This is a genomic window from Capnocytophaga stomatis (genome assembly GCF_002302635.1).
Taxonomy (GTDB): Bacteria; Bacteroidota; Bacteroidia; order Flavobacteriales; family Flavobacteriaceae; genus Capnocytophaga; species Capnocytophaga stomatis.
Genome location: NZ_CP022387.1, coordinates 1,981,254 through 2,004,162, shown reverse-complemented (window position 1 = coordinate 2,004,162; position 22,909 = coordinate 1,981,254). Strand labels below are relative to the sequence as shown.

34 protein-coding genes are annotated in these 22,909 nt (G+C 35.6%); 4 read left to right on the top strand and 30 right to left on the bottom strand.

All coding sequences use genetic code 11. The features are described 5' to 3' along the window. Positions 1 to 23: 23 nt before the first annotated feature. Positions 24 to 3,194: a glycoside hydrolase family 2 TIM barrel-domain containing protein gene (locus tag CGC58_RS08900; protein ID WP_095896395.1), complete on the bottom strand. Its 3,171-nt coding sequence runs from the start codon at positions 3,192 to 3,194 to the stop codon at positions 24 to 26. A 391-nt stretch (positions 3,195 to 3,585) separates the two neighbouring features. Here CGC58_RS08900 and CGC58_RS08895 point away from each other — a divergent pair, with 391 nt between their 5' ends. The 4 genes from CGC58_RS08895 (at position 3,586) to CGC58_RS08875 (ending at position 7,089) form a co-directional block, all read left to right on the top strand. Then, on the top strand, positions 3,586 to 3,867 hold the full coding sequence (locus CGC58_RS08895; RefSeq protein WP_095896394.1) for a hypothetical protein: 282 nt from the start codon (positions 3,586 to 3,588) through the stop codon (positions 3,865 to 3,867). Positions 3,868 to 4,448: 581 nt separating this feature from the next. Further along, positions 4,449 to 4,616 (top strand): hypothetical protein, encoded by a 168-nt coding sequence (locus CGC58_RS08890; RefSeq protein ID WP_157909239.1) that lies wholly within the window; start codon positions 4,449 to 4,451, stop codon positions 4,614 to 4,616. A 757-nt stretch (positions 4,617 to 5,373) separates the two neighbouring features. Next, positions 5,374 to 6,039 carry a DUF6261 family protein gene (locus tag CGC58_RS08880; protein ID WP_095896391.1) on the top strand — a complete coding sequence of 222 codons (666 nt, stop codon included), beginning with the start codon at positions 5,374 to 5,376 and terminating at the stop codon, positions 6,037 to 6,039. Positions 6,040 to 6,207: 168 nt separating this feature from the next. Then, positions 6,208 to 7,089 (top strand): carbohydrate kinase family protein, encoded by an 882-nt coding sequence (locus tag CGC58_RS08875; protein ID WP_095896390.1) that lies wholly within the window; start codon positions 6,208 to 6,210, stop codon positions 7,087 to 7,089. A 275-nt stretch (positions 7,090 to 7,364) separates the two neighbouring features. Here the strand turns inward: CGC58_RS08875 and CGC58_RS08870 are convergent, their stop codons facing one another. The 29 genes from CGC58_RS08870 to rplC all read right to left on the bottom strand — a co-directional run bounded on the left by CGC58_RS08870 (position 7,365) and on the right by rplC (position 22,765). Further along, positions 7,365 to 8,813, bottom strand: coding sequence for a Na+/H+ antiporter NhaC family protein (locus tag CGC58_RS08870; protein WP_095896389.1), 1,449 nt, complete (start codon positions 8,811 to 8,813; stop codon positions 7,365 to 7,367). Between the two features lie 174 nt (positions 8,814 to 8,987). Continuing rightward, the gene (gene rplQ / locus CGC58_RS08865) at positions 8,988 to 9,461 is read right to left on the bottom strand and encodes a 50S ribosomal protein L17 (protein ID WP_095896388.1); all 474 of its coding nucleotides are present in this window, start codon (positions 9,459 to 9,461) and stop codon (positions 8,988 to 8,990) included. 30 nt (positions 9,462 to 9,491) lie between these two features. Next, complete coding sequence (locus tag CGC58_RS08860) at positions 9,492 to 10,484, bottom strand: DNA-directed RNA polymerase subunit alpha (protein WP_095896387.1); 993 nt, start codon at positions 10,482 to 10,484, stop codon at positions 9,492 to 9,494. Between the two features lie 22 nt (positions 10,485 to 10,506). Beyond that, entirely contained in the window at positions 10,507 to 11,112 is a 606-nt protein-coding gene (gene rpsD / locus CGC58_RS08855; RefSeq protein WP_095896386.1) for a 30S ribosomal protein S4, read from the bottom strand. Positions 11,113 to 11,196: 84 nt separating this feature from the next. Then, a complete protein-coding gene (gene rpsK / locus CGC58_RS08850) occupies positions 11,197 to 11,598 on the bottom strand; it encodes a 30S ribosomal protein S11 (RefSeq protein WP_018279608.1) in 402 nt (133 codons plus the stop codon). A 13-nt stretch (positions 11,599 to 11,611) separates the two neighbouring features. Next, entirely contained in the window at positions 11,612 to 11,986 is a 375-nt protein-coding gene (gene rpsM, locus CGC58_RS08845) for a 30S ribosomal protein S13 (RefSeq protein ID WP_018279607.1), read from the bottom strand. 2 nt (positions 11,987 to 11,988) lie between these two features. Further along, positions 11,989 to 12,105: a type B 50S ribosomal protein L36 gene (gene ykgO / locus CGC58_RS08840; RefSeq protein WP_095896385.1), complete on the bottom strand. Its 117-nt coding sequence runs from the start codon at positions 12,103 to 12,105 to the stop codon at positions 11,989 to 11,991. Between the two features lie 242 nt (positions 12,106 to 12,347). Next, positions 12,348 to 12,563, bottom strand: a complete 216-nt coding sequence (gene infA / locus CGC58_RS08835; RefSeq protein WP_002675066.1) for a translation initiation factor IF-1 — start codon at positions 12,561 to 12,563, stop codon at positions 12,348 to 12,350. A 5-nt stretch (positions 12,564 to 12,568) separates the two neighbouring features. Further along, positions 12,569 to 13,912, bottom strand: a complete 1,344-nt coding sequence (gene secY / locus CGC58_RS08830) for a preprotein translocase subunit SecY (RefSeq protein WP_095896384.1) — start codon at positions 13,910 to 13,912, stop codon at positions 12,569 to 12,571. A gap of 11 nt (positions 13,913 to 13,923) precedes the next feature. Then, on the bottom strand, positions 13,924 to 14,376 hold the full coding sequence (gene rplO / locus CGC58_RS08825; RefSeq protein ID WP_095896383.1) for a 50S ribosomal protein L15: 453 nt from the start codon (positions 14,374 to 14,376) through the stop codon (positions 13,924 to 13,926). A gap of 17 nt (positions 14,377 to 14,393) precedes the next feature. After that, a complete protein-coding gene (gene rpmD / locus CGC58_RS08820) occupies positions 14,394 to 14,576 on the bottom strand; it encodes a 50S ribosomal protein L30 (protein WP_095896382.1) in 183 nt (60 codons plus the stop codon). 13 nt (positions 14,577 to 14,589) lie between these two features. Further along, entirely contained in the window at positions 14,590 to 15,114 is a 525-nt protein-coding gene (rpsE, locus tag CGC58_RS08815; RefSeq protein ID WP_018279603.1) for a 30S ribosomal protein S5, read from the bottom strand. 6 nt (positions 15,115 to 15,120) lie between these two features. Further along, entirely contained in the window at positions 15,121 to 15,477 is a 357-nt protein-coding gene (gene rplR, locus CGC58_RS08810; RefSeq protein ID WP_095896381.1) for a 50S ribosomal protein L18, read from the bottom strand. 11 nt (positions 15,478 to 15,488) lie between these two features. Further along, on the bottom strand, positions 15,489 to 16,031 hold the full coding sequence (rplF, locus tag CGC58_RS08805) for a 50S ribosomal protein L6 (RefSeq protein ID WP_095896380.1): 543 nt from the start codon (positions 16,029 to 16,031) through the stop codon (positions 15,489 to 15,491). Between the two features lie 18 nt (positions 16,032 to 16,049). Then, a complete protein-coding gene (rpsH, locus tag CGC58_RS08800; protein WP_095896379.1) occupies positions 16,050 to 16,448 on the bottom strand; it encodes a 30S ribosomal protein S8 in 399 nt (132 codons plus the stop codon). An 18-nt stretch (positions 16,449 to 16,466) separates the two neighbouring features. Continuing rightward, a complete protein-coding gene (rpsN, locus tag CGC58_RS08795; protein WP_013996569.1) occupies positions 16,467 to 16,736 on the bottom strand; it encodes a 30S ribosomal protein S14 in 270 nt (89 codons plus the stop codon). A gap of 4 nt (positions 16,737 to 16,740) precedes the next feature. Then, on the bottom strand, positions 16,741 to 17,292 hold the full coding sequence (gene rplE / locus CGC58_RS08790; protein WP_095896378.1) for a 50S ribosomal protein L5: 552 nt from the start codon (positions 17,290 to 17,292) through the stop codon (positions 16,741 to 16,743). A gap of 2 nt (positions 17,293 to 17,294) precedes the next feature. Continuing rightward, the gene (gene rplX, locus CGC58_RS08785; RefSeq protein WP_095896377.1) at positions 17,295 to 17,606 is read right to left on the bottom strand and encodes a 50S ribosomal protein L24; all 312 of its coding nucleotides are present in this window, start codon (positions 17,604 to 17,606) and stop codon (positions 17,295 to 17,297) included. Between the two features lie 19 nt (positions 17,607 to 17,625). After that, positions 17,626 to 17,994 carry a 50S ribosomal protein L14 gene (gene rplN, locus CGC58_RS08780; protein ID WP_002675043.1) on the bottom strand — a complete coding sequence of 123 codons (369 nt, stop codon included), beginning with the start codon at positions 17,992 to 17,994 and terminating at the stop codon, positions 17,626 to 17,628. Between the two features lie 2 nt (positions 17,995 to 17,996). Beyond that, entirely contained in the window at positions 17,997 to 18,254 is a 258-nt protein-coding gene (gene rpsQ / locus CGC58_RS08775) for a 30S ribosomal protein S17 (RefSeq protein WP_018279597.1), read from the bottom strand. A gap of 18 nt (positions 18,255 to 18,272) precedes the next feature. Next, positions 18,273 to 18,464, bottom strand: coding sequence for a 50S ribosomal protein L29 (gene rpmC / locus CGC58_RS08770; RefSeq protein WP_095896376.1), 192 nt, complete (start codon positions 18,462 to 18,464; stop codon positions 18,273 to 18,275). 10 nt (positions 18,465 to 18,474) lie between these two features. Next, positions 18,475 to 18,894 (bottom strand): 50S ribosomal protein L16, encoded by a 420-nt coding sequence (gene rplP, locus CGC58_RS08765; RefSeq protein ID WP_095896375.1) that lies wholly within the window; start codon positions 18,892 to 18,894, stop codon positions 18,475 to 18,477. Positions 18,895 to 18,912: 18 nt separating this feature from the next. Continuing rightward, complete coding sequence (gene rpsC, locus CGC58_RS08760) at positions 18,913 to 19,653, bottom strand: 30S ribosomal protein S3 (protein WP_095896374.1); 741 nt, start codon at positions 19,651 to 19,653, stop codon at positions 18,913 to 18,915. 8 nt (positions 19,654 to 19,661) lie between these two features. After that, positions 19,662 to 20,072 carry a 50S ribosomal protein L22 gene (gene rplV / locus CGC58_RS08755; protein WP_095896373.1) on the bottom strand — a complete coding sequence of 137 codons (411 nt, stop codon included), beginning with the start codon at positions 20,070 to 20,072 and terminating at the stop codon, positions 19,662 to 19,664. Between the two features lie 9 nt (positions 20,073 to 20,081). Continuing rightward, a complete protein-coding gene (gene rpsS, locus CGC58_RS08750) occupies positions 20,082 to 20,360 on the bottom strand; it encodes a 30S ribosomal protein S19 (protein ID WP_018279592.1) in 279 nt (92 codons plus the stop codon). An 11-nt stretch (positions 20,361 to 20,371) separates the two neighbouring features. Continuing rightward, a complete protein-coding gene (gene rplB / locus CGC58_RS08745) occupies positions 20,372 to 21,199 on the bottom strand; it encodes a 50S ribosomal protein L2 (protein WP_095896372.1) in 828 nt (275 codons plus the stop codon). A 21-nt stretch (positions 21,200 to 21,220) separates the two neighbouring features. Further along, on the bottom strand, positions 21,221 to 21,511 hold the full coding sequence (gene rplW / locus CGC58_RS08740) for a 50S ribosomal protein L23 (protein WP_095896371.1): 291 nt from the start codon (positions 21,509 to 21,511) through the stop codon (positions 21,221 to 21,223). A 7-nt stretch (positions 21,512 to 21,518) separates the two neighbouring features. Continuing rightward, positions 21,519 to 22,148 carry a 50S ribosomal protein L4 gene (rplD, locus tag CGC58_RS08735; RefSeq protein WP_095896370.1) on the bottom strand — a complete coding sequence of 210 codons (630 nt, stop codon included), beginning with the start codon at positions 22,146 to 22,148 and terminating at the stop codon, positions 21,519 to 21,521. After that, positions 22,148 to 22,765 carry a 50S ribosomal protein L3 gene (rplC, locus tag CGC58_RS08730; protein ID WP_095896369.1) on the bottom strand — a complete coding sequence of 206 codons (618 nt, stop codon included), beginning with the start codon at positions 22,763 to 22,765 and terminating at the stop codon, positions 22,148 to 22,150. Before rplC ends, rplD begins: the two co-directional genes overlap by 1 nt. Positions 22,766 to 22,909: the final 144 nt, after the last annotated feature.

Sequence of the window (22,909 nt, the reverse complement as noted above, 5' to 3'; positions counted from 1 at the left end):
TTTCTTCCGCTTCCCTTTTTATTTTATTTTTCTATTGGAATAATTCTGTAGGAATATTTATACGGCTTGTGTAAATACAGTAGGTATTGCTCCATAGGTAAGTTCCCCCAGCTGTTATCTCCCCCTAATCCTAATTGCTGATAATCAACATCTAAGTGGACATACTTATCTTTTTCAAGCTCGGCTGAGTGTGTTTGTTTTTTCTCTTCACCTGGGTAAAGTGATTGCGGGCTGTAAGGCAAAACATTAACGTTAAGCAAATTACTTTCGGATTGTATTAAAATTCCGCTTCCGTCCTTACGAAGTATTTTAGCAAAACGCACTTGTGTTTTGTTACCCGATTCCTGCGGACGAACGTATGGGTGATATTGCTCGTCAATAGTTCCTTTGTAATAGCCCACAAAAGCAGAAGTTTTTCTGTCCTCGTAACTTTCCCAAGGCCCTCGCCCGTACCATTCCACATTTACAAAATCTTTTGGCAGAACCAAATGATTTCCTATTTTGAAAGTCAGTTGATTGCTTTCTTTTAATGGAACAAGCTCATTTTCAACCAAAATACTTCCTTTTCCGTCAAAAGTTAATTTTTGTGTATATGCAATGCTTTCCAATACTTTTTTAGTGATACGCACTTGCTTTTGTCCGTCTTCCAAGTCGGAAATTTCCACACTTTCAACCTTTGCATTTGTGTCGGCTTGTTGTAAATCTTTGAGTTTTTTCGGTAATCCTGCCCCAAAATCATTATCTGTTGCCGGTCTCCACAAATTCAAAAATAATCCATCTCCTTGCAGAATATTTTTTCCCGCCTCGTACGATACAAGTTTTCCTTTTTCAGTTGAAACAATCGCTTTGAAATTCTTATTCTGAAGAATTATCTCCTTATCCGATTGTTTAACAGTAATAGATGTATTGTTCGGTTTGTAAACAGGTTTCTTATAATTACTTAACTGAAATTCAGCAAAGGCAAGAGGTGTATGTTCATCCAAAATACCTTCTTTTGCTTTCAATTTAGCTTCTATTTGCAAGAAATATTCATTTTCTTTATCGGAAGATATCATTTCTGCCAAAGAAGTTGCATTTTTTACCGAATTTTCATCAAAATTGATATGAAATTCCGCTTTGGAACGTGGCAAAACATCTACATTATTTATTTTTCCTTCTTTTAGAAAAATTCCGTTTTTGAAAACTTTCCAAGTGAATTCAAAATTTGATAAATCTTTAAAGAAATATTTATTTTGTACGGTTAATTTTTGGTCTTTGTAAGAAAATCCTATTTCTTGATATACTTTTCTCACCTCAAAAGAATGCGGATGGAAAGTTCTGTCAGAAGCAATTACTCCATTAATCAAGAAGTTATTGTCGCTCGGTGTAGTTTCATCGCCGTAATCTCCTCCGTATGCCAAAATTGTTTGATTTTTAGCGTTTTTCTTATAAAAACCTTGGTCAACCCAATCCCAAATGTAGCCGCCTTGCAGCCCCGGGTAGCTTTCAAAAACGTCCCAATATTCTTGGAAGTTTCCGACACTGTTCCCCATCGCGTGTGCATATTCACATAATAAAAACGGTTTTTTAGGATGCGACAATCCGTAATCTACCAAAAAAGGAATACGACGATACATTCGTGATTCTATATCTGTATTCCAATCATAATGAGCCAATTCGTGATGAATAGGGCGACTTGAATCTAATCCTTTTGCCATTTTATAGGCTTGATAAAAATTCCAACCGTTGCCGGCTTCGTTTCCTAAGCTCCATATAATGATGCTCGGATAGTTTTTATCTCGTTCTATCATTCTTCTAATCCGAAGTGTATGAGCTTCTTCCCAAACAGGATTTGTTGCCAACGTTCTCTCAGGACGATATCCCATTCCGTGTGTTTCCACATTCGCCTCATCCATCACATAAAGCCCATATTTATCACAAAGTTCATAAAAATACGGATCGTTAGGGTAATGTGAAGTACGCACACTATTAACGTTTAACTGTTTCATTAACAGAACGTCTTTTTCCATACTTTCGCGACTGATAACCTGCCCTGCTGTTGGGTCTGTTTCGTGGCGATTAACTCCTTTTATAAAAATTCGCTTTCCGTTAACGAGCAAATCGCTTCCTTTGATTTCAATGCTTCTGAATCCAACAAAAAGGCTAACCGCTTCACTTACTTGCTGTTTGTCATCTTTCAACAGAAGCTCCAATCTGTAAAGATTAGGCATTTCGGCACTCCATTGTTTTACAAGCGGAATGTTAGCTAAAAAGTTCAGTTCCGTTTTACTATTACTACGTTTTATTTGCGGAATATTCTTTGTTTCTACCCAAATTTTTTTGTTTTTATCATCAAAAATTGATGCTTCAAGCTGATAATCTGCTTTACTTTGCTCGGATTGATTCCAAACTTGCACGAAAAGATTTAAAACTCCATCCGAATAACCGTTTGAAAGCCCAGCTTTTGCATTTACATCGTACAAATGCACTTTAGGACGTGCATAAACGTAGCAATCACGCGTAATTCCGGACAATCTCCACATATCTTGTGCCTCCAGAAAACTACCATCTGACCATCGGCGTACTTCCAAAGAAATATTATTTTTACCAACTGAAACATAAGGAGTTATATCAAACTCCGAAGGAAGTTTACTGTCCTTTCCTACTCCCACGAATTTTCCATTTACGTACAATTTAAAAGCAGATTTAACAGCTCCTAAATGCAAATAAATCTGTTCATTCTTCCAGTTGGAAGGAACTTCAAATTCCTTGCGATAAAGCCCTACCGACTGTTTTAAATCGTCCGGAACATCGGGTGGATTCGGATTTTTTACGGCAAATTCAAACTTTTCGTTTACATAAATCGGAATTCCGTATCCGTTAAGCTCCCAAACCGAAGGCACATTTATTTTGTCCCAGCGAGAATCGTTGTAGTTTGGTTTGAAAAAATCTTTCGGAAGTTCTTTAAAATCTTCTTTCCATAAGAATTTCCATTGTCCGTTAAGATTAATGTACCGATTTGATAACTTATAATCGTTTTTCTGAGCCTTTTCCGAAGTTTCAAAAGGAAAATAATGACTTCGCATTGGCATCCGATTAATTTCCTGAATAGCAGGATTTTCAAAAATGCTATCCAAATGAGGCTTTTGTGCCCAATTTTGCTGAAAAAACAAAACCAGAAATGATAAATACAAAAAACTCGTTAGTGTTTTCATACGTTTCGATTAATATTAGTTTGATTGATTCAAAATTTCACTTATTCACTCATAAAATGAATGCCCACAAAAATAAGAAAATTATTCCAACTTATAAAATGATTATAAAATTAAAGGCTATATATCCCATTTTATTAATTTTTAAATGTTTATCTCCATAATGCGAAGTAAATTTTTTCAGCGTTAATACGTTATTTGTTTAAAGAATATTTTTAACGATTGCTTTTTGAACAATTATTTCAGAAAGTTAATAAAATACATTTCGGATATATTTTTAACAAATCTATTTTGATAAATTGAAAATAAAATCAAATATTTTTTATGATATATATGTTAAATTTTACTTTTTTATTGATTACTATTTTTTATTATCGAAAAGTAGTTTTTACATTTGACACATAAAATTCTTAAATCACAATACCATACGATAAAAACATTAAAACTTTTAGCAACCGCAGGTTTGTTATTGGTAATAACTTTTGCCTGCCAACGTGAGGAAAAAGAGCCTCTGCAAGATGTCAAAGCAATTTCATTGGAAGAAGCCAAACAGTTCTTTGAAAAACAAGAAACCGAAAAAGAAAAAAATGGTATTGATTTTAAAATTACCCCAAAATGGGAAACTTTTAAGGAAGAAGGTAAAGAAAAAGATAAAAGTTTGCATTCGCTCAATTAATAATCAACAATCAGAATGAACGGAAAGCAAAAATTTTATTTACCACAACAGAAAATGGCTTAGAAAGTATCATAATTGCAGAACATTATGTGAACGATAACTTGCTTTTTTAAATTTCAGGCTTAGAAGGAAAAATTATATCTATAAATTATACTCAAAAGGAGAAAACAGCAACTCCTGAAGGTGGAGTCCCAAATATAGATATAAGAATTTATAAATGAAATAGGCAAAGCTGTATATGAGTATGCCAAATTAAAAAAAATAAAAGTTAGCAAGCAATATTGTAATGATTTAGCTTGGGGTTCAATGCATAAAACTGATATTTTAAAAAAAACACTAACAAGTACTGGTAGAATACGTAGTAATAATAATTTTGTAGCAGAAGTAGATAATAATACCTATGAAAAATATTAACCTAAGGGCACCCCTTGTAATTAGTTTTTTCCTGAGCTTCTTTGTTTCTTTAGCTCAAAACGAAGATGATTGCAAATTATTAGAAAATATCGTTGCCCAATACAAAACTTCTTATAAAAAATCTTTTTTTTGAAACAAACGAAGATAAAAGCACAAACCTTGATTCGTTGTTTATTGAGAATTTCTTCTTAGCAAAATACAATGATAATGGTGGTATCGACCAGTATTTTGAAGAACTCAAAGAACGTGAACAAGCAGGGAGTTTTATGCACTTAGATTGTTTGTTTCAAAGCCTGTTTATACTTCCGACAAACGCTATGCAATCATATTTGTAAGCATACGTGGTTTGCTTGTAATTCATATTTTATATAACAACCCTGAAACAGATTGGATAGAAGCTGACTCCGATATAATGCGTTTTCAATAAGCCTCAAAAATAACCTAACCAAGTCTTGTATATCTTTATGCAAGGCTTAAAAATTCTATTTTTTTTATTAGTAATAATTTTCTGATAGAATAAATCTTACATCACTTGGAAAAAATCTTTTTCTATCAGCGTAAACCTTACACCACTTGGAAAAAATCTTTTTCTACCAGCGTAAACCTTACATCACTTGGAAAAAACCTTTTTCTATCAGCGTAAACCTTATACCACTTGGAAAAAATCTTTTTCTATCAGCGTAAACCTTACACCACTTGGAAAAAATCTTTTTCTACCAGCGTAAACCTTACATCACTTGGAAAAAACCTTTTTCTATCAGCGTAAACCTTATACCACTTGGAAAAAATCTTTTTCTATCAGCGTAAACCTTACACCACTTGGAAAAAATCTTTTTCTACCAGCGTAAACCTTACATCACTTGGAAAAAACCTTTTTCTATCAGCGTAAACCTTATACCACTTGGAAAAAACCTTTTTCTACCAGCGTAAACCTTACACCACTTTGAGTAAGAATAAATCTTATTTTTTTTATAATTTCTTCCAAAGATTGTATCTTTTAAAAATCAAAAAATATTTCTTTCTCATTTTCAGAAACTTTTATTTGCAAAAGTCAATTTATTTACTGAAATTTGTAAACAAAATTTAATCAATATGAAAATAAATCTCAGAAAATTATCGACAAAAGACTTAGCGGCATTAGCTCAGCGAGTTATTGACTCCTCTAAGCAATCTGAATTTGAAGAAGTCAAAAATCATTTGTTTTTAAGCAAGTTAGATGATTCCTATCAAGAGTATTACAAGGTCATTTCCAAGATAAGTTTCAGCGGAAAAGGCATAGATGTGCTTCAAGTTGATAGAGAACGTGATGCCATCTTCCGTAATATGAAAGGCTTTCTATCGGCTTATACCCGAATGACTTTAATGCCTCATCAAACCGATGCGGTGGCTTTATACAAAGAGTTCAAAATCTATGGATTATCATTGGATAAACTAAATTACGGCGAACAAACCATTCAACTCGATAAACTTATTGAGGCTCTTTCTTCTTCTGAAAATCAAATGCGTATCGATAATCTGTCCTTGCGAAGCACTTTTGAAGAACTCAAAAGGATAGAACTTCAATTCAAAGAAGTTTATGAAGAACAAGCTCAGGCAAATTCCGAACTTCGAAAAACAAAAAGTGCCAGTGAATTACGTAAAGATGTCGAAAAAGATTTAAGGCGTTTTCTGAACTTAGTAACTTCAATGTTTGAAACACAACAATGGATTTCACTTTATAATAAATTAAATGAATTTGTAAAAGCTGCCAAAAAATAGTTTTTACAACAAAAATTTTTCTGCATACGTATTATTCTTTGTTATCATAAGCATTTATTTTTCAATTTAATATCTCTGAATCAGAAGAAATAAAATGTTTCTGTTAGCAAAGAATAATCTTTTTAAAAGATACCATACATAAATACAAAATTAAAATCATACATACAAATGGAACATATTGTCGTAGGTTTGGGAGAAATTCTCTGGGATGTTTTCCCCGAACGAAAAGTAATGGGAGGTGCTCCTGCTAATTTTGCTTATCACGCTTCACAATTTGGATTAAACGGACATATTGTAAGTGCCATAGGCAACGATGTTTTAGGGAAAACAATTCTGGAGAACCTAAACGAAAAGAAATTAAATCATCTGTTGGAAGAAGTGCCTTATCCGACAGGAACCATTCAAATCTCATTAAGTGGCGAAGGCATTCCGCAATATGAAATTTGTGAGAATGTAGCTTGGGATAATATTCCTTTTACTGAAGAAACTAAAAAACTGGCTGAAAAAACACAAACGGTTTGTTTTGGCTCTTTAGCCCAACGCAGTGAAACATCTCGCTCTACTATTCAGAAATTTTTACAAGCGATGCCTTCCGATAGTTTGAAAGTTTTTGATATTAATCTTCGGCTGGATTATTACACAAAAGAAATTATTCATCAATCATTGGAATTATCTAATATATTGAAGCTGAACGATGAAGAAATCATCATAATAGCCAATCTTTTTAATATGGAAGGTACGGAACGAGAGGTTTGTGAACAATTATTGGAAAGATATAATTTAAAAGTATTGATTTTAACTAAAGGTGCTTCAGGAAGTTATATATTCACTCCGTCACAACTTTCCTTTTTGCCTTCTCCTAAAATAAACGTTGTGGATACAGTAGGTGCAGGCGATTCATTTACTGCATCTTTCATCGCTGCTTATCTCAAAGGGAAGCCAATTAGTAAAGCTCATCGGTTGGCAGTTGAAATTTCGGCTTATGTATGTCAGCAACACGGAGCAATGCCCAAATTTCCTGATTCTCTTTTAAAATCTTTCGGAAAGTAATAACAATTTTATTTTTTTGAATTAATTTCAATCACAAAAAAACATCTTAGTTAAGATTATTTATCTTTTTCTAAGATGTTTTTAATATAATTGGTGGTATAGTTAATTCAAATCAAGTCGATACAAATAAATTTTTGAATGTTTTTTGATTTCTATTCAAGAAAAGAACAAAATTTTATTTTTGTGAATTTCTATCTTATTTAGCAAAATCGAATGACTGATAATTTTCAACAAAACCCAGCAGAAATATTATGATTCACAAAAAAATGAAATAGTTATTTATTGTATTCTATTCTTCTTATTTTGATATTTAATGCAACAAAAAGAAGAGTCATAAACGGACTTATGAGGTTGAAAAACGCATACGGAAGATAAGTCAAAGTCGGGATTCCTAAAACACCACTGTTGTACGCCGCACAAGTATTCCACGGAACTAAAACAGAAGTCACCGTACCTGAATCCTCCAACGTTCTACTTAAGTTTTCAGGAGCTAATCCTTTTCGTGCATACGCTTTAGAGAACATTTTCCCCGGCACGACCAACGCTAAATATTGGTCGGAAGTGGTAACATTTAACGCCAAACAACTCATCACCGTGCTGGCAAATAGCCCAAAGACAGAAGTAAATAAATGCAATAAAAAGGCTGTTATCCGCTCCAAAGCCCCAATAGCTTCCATCACACCGCCAAAAGCCATCGCACAGATAATAAGCCATATTGTGTTGAGCATTCCGCTCATTCCTGAGGAAGAAAACAACTCGTTCAAAGCTTCGTTATCCGTTGGTATTTGTGTAGAAGTTGTAATTGTTTCCATAATTACTTTATAAAGAGCGGAAAACTCCAACGTTGATTTTTGGGTTAATTCCAATAGTAAATTCTGCTGAAACAAAATTGCGAATATTGCCCCCAAAAGTACTCCACAGAATAAAGCCACTAAGGGTTCTGCTTTTTTGTAAATCATTACCAAAATTATGGCAGGAACGATAAAAACCCAAGGCGTTACGTTAAATCTCTCTAAGATTGCATTCTGTATCGCTGTTGTATCCGAAACCCCAACCGTTTCAAGGTTTAACCCTATAATAGTAAAGATTATCAGCGTAATGGTAATTGTAGGGACTGTGGTTAGGGACATATATCGTATGTGGGTAAAGATATCCGTTCCGGCTAAAGCTGGTGCCAAATTAGTTGTGTCACTCATTGGTGACATTTTATCTCCGAAATATCCACCTGAAATAATTGCTCCCCCGATAAGCCCTTCGTGAATTCCTAAAGAACTCCCGATGCCCACCAAAGCAATTCCTATTGTTGCGGAAGTTGTCCAGCTACTGCCCACAGCCACCGAAACCAAAGAGCAAATAATAACGCAAGCGGGCAAAAAGATTGACGGCGTGAGAATTTTCAAACCATAGTAAATCATTGAAGGTATAATACCGCTCAATAGCCACGTACCCGATAAAGCTCCTACCAAAAGCAAAATAAGAATCGCACCGCTGGTGGACTTTATGTTATTGTATATTTCTTGTGTCATCGTGTGGATTGGAACTTTATTGAAAATTCCGATTACAACTGCGACTGCGGCTCCAAAAAGCAAAATAAATTGATTTGACCCTCCAAGAGCATTATCTCCATACACAAAAAATACATTATATCCTAATAGGATAATAAGCACTGCTATCGGGAAAATAGCTGCAAACAGTGAAATTCTATGTGAATGTTCTGTTTTCATAGTTTTTTTCTTAAGTGTAAGGCAAAAATATAAACAATATCATTATGTTTCACAAAAAGTTATATTTGAAACAAAAAATTAATTATTTAATCAAAACAACACATTTACAATTAAATAAAAAAAGGACAAGTATTTGAATACTTGTCCTTTCCAAAACTTAATAAAGTTCTTAAATTATTCAGCTGATTCTGTATTTGCAACTTCTTTTTGTGCAGTTGGCTCAGCAGATTTCTTTCTACCACGACGTGTAGTTTTTTTCTTGCTGGAAGCTTTTTCTACGTTGTAAGTTGTATTGTAATCAACTAATTCTATTAATGCCATTTCTGCGTTATCTCCCAAACGGTTTCCTAATTTGATGATACGTGTGTATCCTCCCGGTCTGTCTCCTACTTTTACAGAAACCTCTTTGAATAGTTCAGTTACAGCATATTTATTTCTTAATTTACTGAAAGCAATACGACGATTGTGAGTCGTATCCTCTTTTGACTTTGTCACTAATGGCTCTACAAACAACTTAAGAGCTTTTGCCTTTGCCAAAGTCGTATTTATTCTCTTGTGCTCAATCAACGAACAAGCCATATTAGCTAACATTGCTTTTCTGTGAGCGGTTTTTCTTCCTAAATGATTAATTTTATTTCCGTGTCTCATTTTTCCTTAATTAAATAACGCAAAAGCGGGTTAATCTCTATCTAACTTATACTTTGACAAATCCATCCCGAATGTTAAACCTTTGTTGGCAACCAATTCATCAAGTTCTGTAAGTGATTTTTTACCAAAATTTCTGAATTTCATCAAATCAGCTTTGTTGAACGAAACCAAATCTCCCAAAGTATCAACTTCAGCAGCTTTCAAACAGTTTAACGCTCTAACCGACAAGTCCATATCTACCAACTTAGTTTTCAACAACTGACGCATATGTAACGATTCCTCATCGTATGTATCAGTTTGTGCAATTTCATCAGATTCCAATGTAATCCTTTCATCAGAGAACAACATAAAGTGATGAATCAACGTTTTTGCAGCCTCTGTTAAAGCTTGCCTTGGATGAATTGAACCATCTGTTTTAATTTCAAAAACTAATTTTTCATAGTCAGTTTTCTGTTCAACACGGTAATTTTCAATAGAATACTTGACATTTTTGATAGGTGTAAAAATTGCATCTGTTGCGATAACTCCTATCGCTGCATTCGGATTTACATTTTCCTCTGCAGGAACGTAGCCACGTCCTTTTTCAATGGTTATTTCCATATCAAAAGTTACTGACGATTCCATATTACAAATTACCAAATCTGTGTTCAAGATTTGAAATCCTGATAGATATTTCTGAAAATCACCGGCAGTCAACTGTTTTTTTCCTGAAACAGAAATTGTTGCTGTTTCATTCTCTACATCTTCAATCTGTCGTTTAAAACGAACTTGTTTCAAATTCAAGATAATTTCAGTAACATCTTCCACAACACCTGATATAGTAGAAAACTCGTGCCCTACTTTATCAAATTTTACAGAAGTGATTGCGAAACCCTCTAAAGAAGAGAGCATAACTCTACGTAATGCGTTACCTATAGTTAAACCATACCCTGGCTCCAAAGGACGAAATTCAAATCGCCCCTCAAAATCAGATGATTCAATCATTATAACCTTATCGGGTTTTTGAAAGTTGAATAATGCCATAATTTGACTGCTGTCTTATTTATTATTTAGAGTACAACTCTACGATTAACTGTTCTTTAATGTTTTCAGGAATTTGGATACGTTGAGGCACGGCAACAAATGTACCTTCCAATTTTTCAGTATTCCAAGTAATCCATTCATAAACAGTGCTATTAGAAGCCAATGAGTTTTCTATTACACTCAATGATTTTGATTTCTCACGAACACCTACTACATCTCCTGGTTTTAAAGCGTAAGAAGGAATGTTAACGATATTCCCATTTACTGTAATATGACGGTGCGAAACTAACTGACGAGCTGCACTACGTGTTGGAGCTATCCCCATACGGTAAACGACGTTATCCAAACGTGACTCGCATAATTGCAATAACACCTCACCTGTAACGTGTTTACTTCTTTTTGCTTTCTCATACAAGTTGCGGAATTGTTTCTCTAAAATACCATATGTGTATTTTGCTTTTTGTTTCTCTTGCAACTGAATAGCATACTCAGAGCGTTTTGCTCTACGACGGGCAATACCGTGTTGCCCTGGTGGATAATTTTTCTTCTCAAAAGATTTATCATCTCCGAAAATAGCCTCTCCAAATTTACGAGCTATTTTCGTTTTTGGTCCTGTATATCTTGCCATTTTGTTCTTTTTAGATGAAAGGGATTATGAATTAAGGCATCCTCCTTCGATAATCAAAATCCTCTCGTTTGTTATTATTTAAAATTAAACTCTACGTCTTTTTGGTGGACGACAACCATTGTGCGGTAATGGAGTTACATCTATGATTTCAGTTACCTCAATTCCAGCATTATGAATTGTTCTGATAGCTGACTCTCTTCCATTTCCCGGCCCTTTAACATACACTTTCACTTTTTTCAAACCAGCATCGAAAGCTACTTTTGCAGCATCTTCTGCAGCTACTTGTGCAGCGTATGGTGTATTTTTCTTAGACCCGCGGAATCCCATTTTACCTGCTGACGACCAAGAAATCACGTCTCCTTTTTTATTTGTAAGAGAAATAATTACGTTGTTGAATGTAGCAGAAACGTGTGCTTCACCAACTGACTCTACAACTACTTTTCTCTTTTTAGAAACCTTTGCGTTCTTTGCATTTGATTTTGCCATACTAACCTACTTATTATTTAGTTGCTTTTTTCTTGTTAGCAACAGTTTTTCTTCTACCTTTTCTTGTACGAGAATTGTTCTTAGTTTTTTGTCCGCGTAATGGCAAGCCAATTCTGTGACGAATTCCACGATAGCAACCAATATCCATTAAACGTTTAATGTTTAATTGAATTTCAGAACGCAATTCTCCTTCAATTTTATAAGACGCAACCGCCTCACGAATGTTTGTGATTTCCTCATCATTCCACTCGTTTACTTTTTTGTCCTCATTAACTTGAGCCTTTTCTAAAATTTCTTTAGCTCTACTTTTTCCGATACCAAAAATGTAAGTTAACCCAATAACTCCACGTTTATTCTTTGGTAAATCAATACCTGCAATTCTTGCCATAATTATCCTTGTCTTTGTTTAAATTTAGGATTCTTTTTGTTAATTACGTACAATACCCCTTTTCTACGCACAACTATGCACTCGGGACTTCTCTTTTTAATTGATGCTCTAACTTTCATTTCTTTATTGTTTAATCAATAGAGTTTGCAAAACTACAAAATATTTTGAATTTATATGTAATTTTAAAATAAAATACTACTCTCTGTTTTTATAAAAAACTTTTCTCTCAACAAAAACGACTCATACCAAACTGATTATCAGAAAAGTATTCATCATACAGAACTTTGCCAAAGTTAAAAAACTTTGACAAAGTTTTTATCTTATTCAAGCATTTTATAAAAATCTTCTAATCGAATCTCTGTTAATAACGATACGTAATTCGAGCTTTACTTAAATCGTAGGGACTCATTTCAAGCTTTACCTTATCCCCAGGAAGTAATTTGATGTAATGCATACGCATCTTACCAGAGATGTGAGCTATCACTACGTGTCCATTATCCAACTCCACTCGGAACATTGCGTTTGACAACGCTTCTACAATTGTTCCATCTTGTTCTATTGCTGCTTGCTTAGCCATAAACCTTAAGCCTTTCTGTTTTTACCAGTTTTCATCAAACCGTCATAATGACGATTTAGCAAGTATGAATTAACCTGTTGCATCGTATCTATGGCAACTCCCACCAAAATTAGTAGCGAAGTTCCTCCATAAAACAACGCCCACCCATCTTGCATTCCAATAACTTTCAAGAAAGCAGGGAAAACAGCGATTAAAGCCAAAAATATAGAACCAGGGAACGTGATAAGTGACATAATTTTATCCAAATAGTCACTTGTTTCCTTTCCTGGACGTATCCCCGGAATGAAACCTCCACTTCTTTTTAAGTCGTCAGCCATCTTATTAGTTGGCACTGTAATTGCCGTATAAAAATAAGTGAACAATATAATCATTGTTGCAAATAGCAAGTTGTACCAAAAACCGAACATATTACTAAAAGCCTGCTGAATACTCAAAGCTGTTTCTGACTTGGATAAGCCAGCAACTGTTGCTGGTATAAACATCAAAGCTTGTGCAAAGATAATTGGCATAACCCCCGATGCATTTAATTTCAAAGGGATATATTGGCGAGCACCAAATATATTTTTTTCAACTGCCACACCTCCATCTGCTGTTCTACGTGCGTACTGAACAGGTATTTGACGAGTTGCTTTGATTAGATAAATACAAAGTAATATAATCACAAACCAAATAATAATCTCGATAAGAATCATCATCAATCCACCATTTGACTGTGCAACACGAGCATCAAACTCTGCTGCAAAAGCCATTGGTAAACGAGCGATAATCCCAACCATAATAAGTAACGAAATACCATTACCTATACCTTTGTCTGTGATTTTTTCTCCCAACCACATTGCAAAAATAGTTCCTGTTACAAGAATCAGAACAGCAGGAATAATGAAATCAAGTCCTTTCCCAAGTACAAAAGCACTGTCAGGCACACCCAACTGACCTATTCCGTAAAGGTAAACAGGAGCCTGAACAATACATATCGCAATGGTTAGCCATCGAGTAATTTGATTTATCTTTCTTCGGCCACTTTCTCCTTCCTTCTGTAGTTTTTGTAAGTAAGGAATTGCTATCCCCATCAACTGAACTACAATTGAAGCAGAAATGTAAGGCATAATACCTAATGCAAAAACTGAAGCGTTAGCGAAAGCTCCTCCAGTAAAAGCGTTTAAGATATCAAGCAAGCCCCCGCCTGAAGTCTTTGTAGCCAACTCGTGCAACTGAGTTGAATCAACTCCAGGGAGAACTATATGTGCCCCAAAACGATAAACTAACAATATCCCTAAAGTTAAAATAATACGATTTTTTAACTCTTCTATTTTCCAAATGTTGGTTAGGTTCTTGATAAACTTCATAATAATTTAATACATTACAAGGTCACAGCCTCTCCTCCTGCTGCTTCAACAGCTGATTTAGCATTTGCTGTAAACTTATGAACAGAAATTTTTAATTTTGCTTTTAATTCTCCTCCACCTAAGATTTTTACCAAATCTGTCTTTTTAACGATGTGAAGTTGAACTAACGTTTCCAAATCAACCGTATCTGTGATTTTGCCTGAATCAACCAAACTTTGTAATTGTCCTAAGTTGATTCCTACATACTCCTTACGGTTAAAGTTTTTGAAACCGAATTTTGGTACGCGTCTTTGCAAAGGCATTTGTCCTCCTTCAAAACCAACCTTTTTAGAGTAGCCTGAACGAGATTTTGCCCCTTTATGTCCACGTGTAGCAGTACCTCCTTTTCCGGAACCTTGCCCACGACCAACGCGCTTCCCTTCTCTGTGAATTGAACCTTCTGCAGGTTGTAAATTACTCAAGTTCATAACTTTGTATAAAAATATTATTTAATTTCTTCAACAGAAACTAAGTGTTTCACTTTATTAATCATACCTAGGATACTTGGTGTAGCGTTATGCTCAACAACCTGTCCTATTCTTTTCAAACCAAGAGCCTGCAAAGTCAATTTTTGACTTTTCAGACGCTTGATACTACTTTTCACCTGTGTTACTTTAACTTTTGCCATTGTTCTAAATTTATTAACCTTTAAACAATTTTTCTAAGGAAATTCCACGTTGAGCTGCGATAGTTTTTGCAGAACGCAATTGCAACAATGCATCAAAAGTAGCTTTTACCACATTATGAGGATTTGATGAACCTTGTGATTTTGAAAGTACGTTGTGAACTCCAACAGACTCTAAAACAGCACGAACCGCACCTCCGGCGATTACTCCGGTACCTTCTGTTGCTGGTTGCAAATATACTCTAGCTCCACCAAATTTCCCTTTTTGTTCGTGTGGCAAAGTTGTTCCGTTAAGCGGAATACGAACTAAATTCTTCTTCGCATCTTCAACAGCTTTTGCGATTGCATCGGCTACCTCCTTAGATTTTCCTAAGCCGTGACCCACAACTCCGTTTTCATCACCCACCACAACGATAGCTGAGAAACCGAATGCACGTCCTCCCTTAGTTACTTTGGTAACACGTTGAACCCCTACCAAACGGTCTTTCAATTCAAGACCACTTGGCTTTACATATTCTACATTTTTATATTTCTGATACATAGTTTATTAGAATTTAAGTCCGCCTTCTCTAGCTCCTTCAGCCAATGATTTTACTCTTCCGTGATACAAGTATCCTCCTCTGTCAAAAGAAATTTTCTCAATACCTTGTTTTAGAGCTTTCTCTGCAACAGCTTTTCCTACTAATGCTGCTTTTTCAGTTTTGGTTGCTTTGACAGCACTAATTTCTTTATCTCTCGAAGATGCAGCCACTAAAGTAGTTCCTTTGGTGTCATCAATAATTTGAGCATAAATCTCGTTATTACTTCTGAAAACAGCCAAACGAGGTTGCGTTGCAGTACCGTTAACTACTTTTCTGATTCTGCTTTTAATACGTTCTCTTCTTTTTATCTTTGATAATGCCATTGTTCTAACTATTAAGCTGATTTACCTGCTTTTCTTCTCAACACTTCACCAACAAACTTAACTCCTTTTCCTTTGTAAGGCTCAGGCTTACGGAAACTACGGATTTTAGCTGCTACTTGTCCAACCAATTGCTTGTCGTGAGATGTCAATTTAATAATTGGGTTTTTACCTTTCTCAGTTACTGTTTCAAGTTTTACCTCTTGTGGCAACTCCAAAACAATATTATGAGAAAAACCTAAAGCCAAATCTAACTTTTGACCTTGGTGTGAAGCACGGTATCCAACCCCGACTAACTCTAATTCTTTAGTGAATCCTTCTGACACACCAACTACCATATTGTTAAGCAAGGCTCTGTACAAACCGTGCTTTGCATTTTGGTCTTTAGTTTGAGCAGTAGGCTCCAACACTAATTGTCCATCCTCTTGCTTTACAGCAATGTCTTTAACCTCTTGGGTTAATTCGCCTAACTTTCCTTTCACTGTTACAATACCACCATTGATAGTAACTGTAACTCCTGCTGGAATTTTGATGGGTAATTTACCTATTCTTGACATTTCTTTGTCTTTTATTTATTAGTAAACATAACAAACTACTTCCCCGCCAACATTTAGCTCTTTAGCTTTTTTGCCAGTCATCACTCCTTTTGAAGTTGAGATGATTGCAATTCCTAAGCCATTTAATACACGAGGAAGATTATCAGCTCCGGCATATTTTCTAAGACCCGGTCTGCTTGCTCTCTCAATATGCTTAATGACAGGCTCTTTAGTTATTTTATCATATTTCAAAGCTATTTTGATAGTACCTTGAACGGCATTATCCTCAAACTTATAGCTTAAAATATATCCCTGATCAAACAAGATTTTTGTAATCTCTTTTTTCAAATTAGATGCAGGAATTTCAACTACTCTATGCCTTGCATTATTCGCATTTCTAATTCTTGTTAAATAATCTGCTATAGGATCTGTGTACATATTTTTATCCTTTTAATATTACCAACTTGCTTTTTTCACGCCCGGAATTAATCCTTTATTTGCCATTTCACGGAATAAAACACGTGAAATTCCAAATGTACGCATATATCCTTTTGGACGACCTGTTAATTTACAACGATTGTGCAAACGAACTGGAGATGCGTTTTTAGGTAGTTTTTGAAGAGCCTCATAATCGCCAGCCTCTTTCAATGCTTTACGTTTTGCGGCATATTTTGCTACCAATTTTTGTCTTTTAACCTCACGGGCTTTCATTGATTCTTTAGCCATATACTTAGTTCTTTTTAAAAGGTAATCCTAATTCGCTTAATAATGATTTGGCTTCTTTATCAGTTGCAGCAGATGTAACGAAAGTTATATCCATTCCCGCAATTTTATTGATTTTATCAATATCAATTTCAGGGAAAATAATCTGTTCTGTAACACCTAAGTTGTAGTTTCCTCTACCATCGAAACCATCGGCTTTGATTCCTTGAAAATCTCTTACTCGCGGAAGAGCCGTTGTTATCAATCTGTCTAAGAATTCGTACATTCTTTCGCCTCTCAAGGTAACCTTAGCACCGATTGCCATTCCTTTACGAAGTTTGAAAGAAGCTACGTCCTTTTTAGAAACCGTAGCAACTGCTTTCTGTCCTGTAATTTTGGTCAATTCCTCAACTGCATAATCTATTTGTTTTTTGTCTGCAACTGCCGAACCAACACCACGGCTCACAACTATTTTCTCAAGTTTAGGAACCTGCATTACATTTTTATAGCCAAATTCTTCTTTCAGAGCCGCTATTACACGCTCTTTGTATTCTTGTTTTAGTCTAGGTACGTAAGCCATAACTATATTACTTCATTAGATTTTTTAGAAAATCTCACTTTCTTACCGTCTCTTACTTCAAATCCTACTCGGGTTGTTTTTCCTGATTTTGGATCAATTAAAGAAAGGTTTGAAATGTGAATAAAAGCTTCTTTTTTAACGATTCCTCCTTGAGGATTTTGAGCACTTGGTTTTGTGTGTTTAGACACTAAGTTAACTCCCTCTACAATCGCCTTATTCTTCTCGCGATCAACACGTAGCACTTTACCTTCTGAGCCTTTATGCTCTCCGGCAATTACTCGTACTGTGTCTCCTGTTTTAATTTTTAGCTTCATTACTTAATATTATTAAAAATTAAAGCACTTCAGGTGCCAATGACACAATTTTCATAAATTGTTTATCACGAAGTTCTCTCGCAACAGGACCAAAAACACGTGTCCCTCTCATCTCACCAGCTGCATTCAAAAGAACGCAAGCATTTTCATCGAAACGGATGTAAGAGCCATCAGCACGACGTACTTCTTTTTTAGTTCTTACTACCACAGCAGTAGAAACTTGCCCTTTTTTCACGTTTCCGTTCGGAGTTGCCTCTTTAACGGTAACTACAATTTTATCACCTACAGAAGCGTAACGACGTTTTGTTCCTCCTAAAACACGGATTGTCAATACTTCTTTTGCTCCTGTATTATCGGCTACTTTTAATCTTGACTCTTGTTGTACCATAATTACTTCGCTCTTTCAATGATTTCAACTAATCTCCAACATTTAGTTTTACTTTGTGGACGAGTTTCCATAATTCGAACCGTATCACCAATGTTGCATTCGTTCTTTTCATCGTGTGCTACATATTTCTTAGTACGCAACACGAATTTACCATACATAGGGTGCTTTACACGCTTAACTTCTGAAACCACGATGGTTTTTTCCATTTTGTTACTACTAACAACCCCTATTCTTTCTTTTCTTAAATTTCTTTTTTCCATGTTTAACGCAGCATAGAATTATTGTAACTCTCGTTTAGTTAGCTCGCATGCCAATCTTGCTACAGTTCTTCTCACTTGACGCAATTGAATTGGTTTCTCAAGTGGTTGAATGGCGTGAGCCATTTTCAAATCTGCATACGATTTTTTATATTCACCAAGCTTTTCTTGCAGCTCAGCTATTGTCAATTTTTTAATTTCAGACTGTTTCATTGCTCTTTAATTAATCTTGATAATCTCTTGCTACAACGAATTTTGTTCTCACAGGAAGTTTTTGTGCTGCCAAACGCAAAGCTTCTTTCGCCACTTCAATTGACACTCCTCCTACTTCAAACATAATTCTTCCTGGTTTAACAACAGCTGCCCAGTATTCTACGGCACCTTTACCTTTACCCATACGTACCTCTAAAGGCTTCTTAGTAATTGGTTTATCTGGAAAAATTTTAATCCACAACTGACCTTCACGCTTCATATAACGAGTTGCTGCAATACGAGCTGACTCAATTTGACGAGAAGTAATGAATGCAGAATCCAAAGATTTTATCCCAAACATACCATTAGAAAGCAAGGTCCCACGATGAGAAACTCCTTTCATCCTGCCTTTCTGTACTCTACGATATTTCGTTCTTTTTGGCTGTAACATTTCTTTTTACTTTAAAAATTACTTTTTACGACGTGCTTTTCTAGGTCCTCCTTGGGCTTTATCCGAAGCAGATTTACCTGTTCCTGAACCTGCAGATTTTTTGGTCATTCCTACTAGCGGAGAAAGCTCTCTCTTACCGTAGATTTCACCTTTCATAATCCACACTTTAATTCCCATACGACCGTACGTAGTATGTGCTTCATCAAGTGCGTAGTCAATGTCTGCTCTGAATGTGGACAAAGGAATTCTTCCCTCTTTATAACTCTCAGAACGAGCCATCTCTGCACCATTCAATCGACCAGAAATCATCACTTTGATTCCTTCAGCATTCATACGCATTGCAGCCGCTATAGCCATTTTGATAGCTCTACGATATGAAACACGCCCTTCTATCTGACGAGCAATACTTGCAGCAACCAAGTTAGCGTCTAATTCAGGTCTTTTGATTTCAAAGATATTGATTTGAATATCTTTACCGGTGATTTTTTTCAATTCCTCTTTCAACTTGTCTACCTCTTGACCTCCTCTTCCGATAATGATACCTGGGCGAGCAGTAGTGATAGTAACGGTTACAAGTTTCAAAGTTCTTTCAATAATCACACGAGAAACACTAGCCTTAGACAAACGGGTTTGTACATACTTTCTGATTTTATCATCTTCAGCAAGTTTATCTCCGTAGTCATTACCTCCGTACCAGTTAGACTCCCATCCTCTGATAATTCCAAGGCGATTTCCGATTGGATTTGTCTTTTGTCCCATAGTTTATCTTAGCTTTCTGTGTTATAATTTTTAGCTCCTAAAACCAACGTTACGTGATTTGAGCGTTTTCTAATTCTGTGTGCTCTTCCTTGTGGAGCAGGACGCAATCTTTTCAAAATCATTCCTCCGTCCACGCGAATTTCTTTGATGAATAATCCAGCTTCTTCCAAGTTTGCATCTTCGTTTTTAGCTTGCCAGTTAGCTATTGCTGATAACAATAATTTTTCCAAGCGAGCAGATGCCTCTTTTTGGTTGAATTTCAAAATAGCAAGGGCTTTATCTACTTGTTGACCACGAACCAAATCCGCTACCAAACGCATTTTTCGAGGCGAAGTAGGGCAGTTATTCAACTTTGCAAAAGCCAAGCTCTTTTTAGCTTCTTTTATTTCTGTTGCTTTTTCTCTTTTACGAACTCCCATAGCCTTCTATTATTTTTTACCTTTATTTTTTGCACCAGCGTGTCCTCTAAATGAACGTGTTGGTGAAAACTCTCCTAATTTGTGTCCTACCATATTCTCAGTGATATACACCGGAACAAACTGACGACCATTGTGAACCGCTATCGTTTGACCAACAAAATCAGGTGTTATCATCGAAGCTCTTGACCAAGTTTTGATAACTGTCTTTTTACCTGTTTCAATGTTTTGTTGGATTTTTTTCTCCAAACTATAGTGAACGTAAGGTCCTTTCTTTAATGAACGTGCCATCTCTTAGTCTTTTATTTTTTTCTACGTTCTACAATATACTTATTACTTGCTTTGGTTTTAGAACGTGTTCTGTAACCTTTAGCTGGGATACCTTTTCTTGATCTTGGGTGACCTCCGGTTGCTCTACCTTCACCACCACCCATTGGGTGGTCAACTGGGTTCATAACAACTGGTCTTGTTCTTGGTCTTCTACCTAACCAACGTGAACGACCAGCTTTACCTGACACTATTAACTGATGATCAGAGTTAGACACAGCTCCAATTGTAGCCAAACAAGTAAGTAAAATCATACGAGTCTCTCCTGAAGGCAACTTCACTGTTGCGTATCTTCCATCTTTCGCCATCAACTGAGCAAAAGTTCCTGCAGAACGTGCAATATTAGCACCTTGCCCTGGGCGCAATTCTATACAAGAAATCACTGTTCCTAACGGGATTTGCGATAGAGGCATTGCATTACCAATCTCAGGAGCTACATTCTCTTGTCCTGAAACAATTGTTTGATCCACCTTCAAACCAGCAGGAGCGATAATGTAACGTTTCTCCCCATCTGTGTACTGAATCAAAGCAATAAACGCCGTTCTGTTCGGATCGTATTCGATAGAAACTACTTTAGCATCAACACCAAATTTGTTTCGTTTGAAATCAACAATACGATACTTTTTCTTGTGACCACCACCAATGTAACGCATGGTCATCTTTCCTTGATTGTTTCTACCACCAGTCTTTTTCAACGGAGCCAAAAGGCTTTTCTCCGGCTTATCAGTAGTAATGGTGTCAAAATCGTTTACTACTCTAAAACGCTGACCAGGGGTAATCGGTTTTAATTTTCTAACTGACATCTTTGTCTATTTGTTAAACACTTATATATTACTATAAAAATCTATAGTTCCTCCATCTGCCACTTGAACAACCGCTTTTTTAACAGAATTGGTTTTCCCAACTTGCAAACCTGTTTTTGTATAACGAGTTGTACGTTTAGGTCCGTAATTCAAAGTACGAACCTCTTTAACTTTAACTCCATAAGTGGCTTCAATAGCTTCTTTGATCTGAATTTTATTCGCTTGTTTAGAAACTTCGAATGTATAGCAGTTCTTTAATTCACTATTTGCGTTTGCTTTTTCTGTAATTACAGGTCTAATTAATACGCTCATTTCTTACTTATTTTGTTAAAATTGACTCTAAAACATTGACAGAGCTCTCCAATAAAACTACACTTGAAGCATTCACTACTTCATAAGTGTTTAACTCAGAAGCAGTTACAACATTTAAGCTCTTCAAATTTCGTGACGACAAATATACGTTATTATTTGTATCTGGCAACACAAAAAGTGATTTTTTATTCTCTAACCCCAAAGATTTCAAAATATTAGTAAATTCTTTTGTTTTTGGAGTTTCAAAATTCAAATCTTCAACAACCAAAATCGACTGGCTTTTTGCTTTTGCACTCAATGCAGAACGACGCGCCAATCTTTTCACATTTTTAGTCAATTTTTGTGTATAATCTTTTGGACGAGGACCGAAAATACGTCCTCCACCAACAAACACAGGTGATTTAACACTACCTGCACGAGCTGTACCAGTTCCTTTTTGTTTTTTAATCTTACGAGTACTTCCCGCTACTTCATTTCTCTCCTTAGCCTTGTGTGTTCCTTGACGTTGATTTGCTAAATAACGCTTAACATCTAAGTAAATCACGTGATTATTAGGCTCTAAACCGAAAACAGAATCAGAAAGAGTAACTTTTCTGCCTGTTTCTTTTCCTTGACTATTTAATACTGCTACTTCCATTATTTATGAATAGTTACGTAAGCATTTTTGTGTCCCGGAACACATCCTTTAACCACTAAAAGATTTTTCTCGGCTACCACTTTCAATACTTTCAAGTTTTGTACTGTTACTTTTTCTGCTCCCATTCTACCAGCCATACGCATTCCTTTGAATACTCTTGAAGGATATGACGATGCTCCAATAGAACCCGGTGCTCTCAAACGGTTGTGCTGACCGTGAGTAGTTTGACCTACACCACCAAAGCCGTGTCTTTTAACAACCCCCTGAAATCCTTTACCTTTAGAGATACCTGTTATGTCAACAAATTCTCCTTCTGTAAACAAATCAACAGTGATTGTATCACCTAATTTGTAATTTGCTTCAAATCCTTGAAATTCGATAACTTTTTTCTTAACAGAAGCTCCTGCTTTTTTGAAATGTCCTAACTCAGCTTTGTTAGCACGGTGTTCTGCTTTGTCATCGAAACCAAGTTGAAGAGCCTCATACCCATCAACCTCTACGGTTCTGACTTGGGTAACTACGCAAGGACCTGCCTCGATGATAGTACAAGGAATGTTTTTCCCATTCTCATCAAAAAGACTTGTCATGCCTACTTTTTTTCCAATTAACCCAGACATAAATTTAATTTAATTAATTATTCTACTTTTTTATAAAGTTCAGGGTCAAAAAATGCCTCAGCCATTTGACCCTGAATCATTTTTATCCGTTTTTCCTCAGCTCACAGGCTTAAGGACATTTAAGACGAAGTTAAACCTTCTTTT

Excerpts from the sequence above, each read along its gene's own strand:
- CGC58_RS08880 (WP_095896391.1), top strand. The coding sequence starts at position 5,374 with ATGAAAATAAATCTCAGAAAATTATCGACAAAAGACTTAGCGGCATTA.
- rplD (WP_095896370.1), bottom strand. The coding sequence starts at position 22,148 with ATGGAAGTAGCAGTATTAAATAGTCAAGGAAAAGAAACAGGCAGAAAA.
- CGC58_RS08870 (WP_095896389.1), bottom strand. The coding sequence starts at position 8,813 with ATGAAAACAGAACATTCACATAGAATTTCACTGTTTGCAGCTATTTTC.
- rpsM (WP_018279607.1), bottom strand. The coding sequence starts at position 11,986 with ATGGCAAGAATTGCAGGTATTGATTTACCAAAGAATAAACGTGGAGTT.
- CGC58_RS08860 (WP_095896387.1), bottom strand. The coding sequence starts at position 10,484 with ATGGCATTATTCAACTTTCAAAAACCCGATAAGGTTATAATGATTGAA.
- rplO (WP_095896383.1), bottom strand. The coding sequence starts at position 14,376 with ATGAACTTGAGTAATTTACAACCTGCAGAAGGTTCAATTCACAGAGAA.
- rpsD (WP_095896386.1), bottom strand. The coding sequence starts at position 11,112 with ATGGCAAGATATACAGGACCAAAAACGAAAATAGCTCGTAAATTTGGA.
- rpsE (WP_018279603.1), bottom strand. The coding sequence starts at position 15,114 with ATGTATCAGAAATATAAAAATGTAGAATATGTAAAGCCAAGTGGTCTT.
- rpsN (WP_013996569.1), bottom strand. The coding sequence starts at position 16,736 with ATGGCTAAAGAATCAATGAAAGCCCGTGAGGTTAAAAGACAAAAATTG.
- rplB (WP_095896372.1), bottom strand. The coding sequence starts at position 21,199 with ATGTCAGTTAGAAAATTAAAACCGATTACCCCTGGTCAGCGTTTTAGA.
- rpsS (WP_018279592.1), bottom strand. The coding sequence starts at position 20,360 with ATGGCACGTTCATTAAAGAAAGGACCTTACGTTCACTATAGTTTGGAG.
- rpsQ (WP_018279597.1), bottom strand. The coding sequence starts at position 18,254 with ATGGAAAAAAGAAATTTAAGAAAAGAAAGAATAGGGGTTGTTAGTAGT.
- infA (WP_002675066.1), bottom strand. The coding sequence starts at position 12,563 with ATGGCTAAGCAAGCAGCAATAGAACAAGATGGAACAATTGTAGAAGCG.
- rplP (WP_095896375.1), bottom strand. The coding sequence starts at position 18,894 with ATGTTACAGCCAAAAAGAACGAAATATCGTAGAGTACAGAAAGGCAGG.
- rplV (WP_095896373.1), bottom strand. The coding sequence starts at position 20,072 with ATGGGAGTTCGTAAAAGAGAAAAAGCAACAGAAATAAAAGAAGCTAAA.
- rplW (WP_095896371.1), bottom strand. The coding sequence starts at position 21,511 with ATGAGCGTATTAATTAGACCTGTAATTACAGAAAAAGCAAACGCAAAT.
- rplQ (WP_095896388.1), bottom strand. The coding sequence starts at position 9,461 with ATGAGACACGGAAATAAAATTAATCATTTAGGAAGAAAAACCGCTCAC.
- ykgO (WP_095896385.1), bottom strand. The coding sequence starts at position 12,105 with ATGAAAGTTAGAGCATCAATTAAAAAGAGAAGTCCCGAGTGCATAGTT.
- rplN (WP_002675043.1), bottom strand. The coding sequence starts at position 17,994 with ATGGTACAACAAGAGTCAAGATTAAAAGTAGCCGATAATACAGGAGCA.
- rplC (WP_095896369.1), bottom strand. The coding sequence starts at position 22,765 with ATGTCTGGGTTAATTGGAAAAAAAGTAGGCATGACAAGTCTTTTTGAT.
- rplE (WP_095896378.1), bottom strand. The coding sequence starts at position 17,292 with ATGGCTTACGTACCTAGACTAAAACAAGAATACAAAGAGCGTGTAATA.
- rpsK (WP_018279608.1), bottom strand. The coding sequence starts at position 11,598 with ATGGCAAAATCAAATGCAAAGAACGCAAAGGTTTCTAAAAAGAGAAAA.
- CGC58_RS08900 (WP_095896395.1), bottom strand. The coding sequence starts at position 3,194 with ATGAAAACACTAACGAGTTTTTTGTATTTATCATTTCTGGTTTTGTTT.
- rpmD (WP_095896382.1), bottom strand. The coding sequence starts at position 14,576 with ATGGCAAAAGTTAAAGTAACACAGGTGAAAAGTAGTATCAAGCGTCTG.
- CGC58_RS08875 (WP_095896390.1), top strand. The coding sequence starts at position 6,208 with ATGGAACATATTGTCGTAGGTTTGGGAGAAATTCTCTGGGATGTTTTC.
- rplX (WP_095896377.1), bottom strand. The coding sequence starts at position 17,606 with ATGAAGCTAAAAATTAAAACAGGAGACACAGTACGAGTAATTGCCGGA.
- rpsH (WP_095896379.1), bottom strand. The coding sequence starts at position 16,448 with ATGTACACAGATCCTATAGCAGATTATTTAACAAGAATTAGAAATGCG.
- rplR (WP_095896381.1), bottom strand. The coding sequence starts at position 15,477 with ATGGCATTATCAAAGATAAAAAGAAGAGAACGTATTAAAAGCAGAATC.
- rpsC (WP_095896374.1), bottom strand. The coding sequence starts at position 19,653 with ATGGGACAAAAGACAAATCCAATCGGAAATCGCCTTGGAATTATCAGA.
- rplF (WP_095896380.1), bottom strand. The coding sequence starts at position 16,031 with ATGTCAAGAATAGGTAAATTACCCATCAAAATTCCAGCAGGAGTTACA.
- rpmC (WP_095896376.1), bottom strand. The coding sequence starts at position 18,464 with ATGAAACAGTCTGAAATTAAAAAATTGACAATAGCTGAGCTGCAAGAA.